Source organism: Flavobacterium bomense (genome assembly GCF_003970355.1).
In genome coordinates this window covers 1-1,261 of the sequence record NZ_RYDJ01000146.1, presented here as the reverse complement: position 1 = coordinate 1,261, position 1,261 = coordinate 1, and the positions used below count along the sequence as shown (strand labels likewise).

1 protein-coding gene is annotated in these 1,261 nt (G+C 33.1%); it reads left to right on the top strand.

Features of this window, described 5'->3' with window-relative positions; all coding sequences use genetic code 11:
- Positions 1-56: 56 nt before the first annotated feature.
- Positions 57-1,231 (top strand): IS3 family transposase gene (locus EKL98_RS16280; protein ID WP_233584118.1). Its coding sequence is split into 2 segments (ribosomal slippage): positions 57-324 and positions 324-1,231, totalling 1,176 coding nucleotides; the frame shifts between segments, so codons are not numbered across the junction.
- Positions 1,232-1,261 lie beyond the last annotated feature (30 nt).

Below are 1,261 nucleotides of genomic sequence, written 5' to 3'. Positions count from 1 at the left end.
TGGACATGCTAACTTAGCCATCACATTAAGTTAAGAAATAATCTTAATTTTAGCCTATGAAACAAGTCCGCAAAATTTATGATAAAGCTTTTAAAGAAAAAGCCGTTCAATTGAGTTATGATAGAACAAATGTATCAGAACTCGCCAGAGAATTGGGAGTCACAGCACCACAGTTGTATAAATGGCGTAAAGAGTTTGAGGAATTTGGAGAAGGAAGTTTTCCTGGGAAAGGAAATTTAAAACTCACTCCCGAGCAAGAAAAAATCCACGAACTGGAGAAAAGACTCAAAGATGCCGAGTTAGAACGTGATATATTAAAAAAAGCAATCGGCATTTTTTCCAAGAGCGGTCGATGATTTATAGTTTCATAAAAAGCAATGAACAACTATTCCCGATTGAAAAAATGTGCAAAGTTCTACAAGTGAGCAGCGGAAGTTATTACCGATGGAAAAAACAAGCAATCACAGCAAGACAACAACTAAAAATTACCATAAAAGAACAGATAACATTGATTTATTTTGCAGCCAAGCAAAGATATGGAAGTCCTAGAATAACATTAGAACTTCTGAGTATTGGTTATAAAATTTCAAGAATTACTGTAGCAAAATATATGAAACAGTTAGGCTTGCGAAGTAAATTAAGCAAGAAATTCAAAGTGACGACCAACTCAAATCATAATTACTTAATCGTCGAAAATATATTAAATAGGGAGTTTGTTGTCAAAATGCCTTCAAAAGTTTGGGTTTCTGATATCACCTATATTCAAACTAAAGAGGGATTTGTATACCTGACAACTATTATGGATTTATACGACCGAAAAATTATAGGTTGGAGTTTGAGCGATGGAATGAGTACAGATGAAACTACGCTTGGAGCTTGGAAAATGGCCGTTAAAAACCGAAATATTGAGGAAGGTTTGATTTTTCATTCCGACAGAGGTGTTCAATATGCTAGCAAAAAGTTTGTAAATGTTCTTGATTCCTATAAAAAAATAACCCGCAGTATGAGTCGCAAAGGAAATTGTTGGGATAATGCAGTAGCGGAAAGCTTTTTTAAATCCTTGAAAACGGAATTGATTTATGGAAACAAACTGATTTCAAAAGAACAAATGAAACTGGAAATCTTTGAATACATTGAAATTTGGTACAACAGAAAAAGGAGACATTCTGCTTTAAATTATGCAACTATTGAAGAATTTAACAATCAAATTAATTACAAAAATGTAGCTTAACTTAATGTGCAGTTTTTATTTGCATATCCA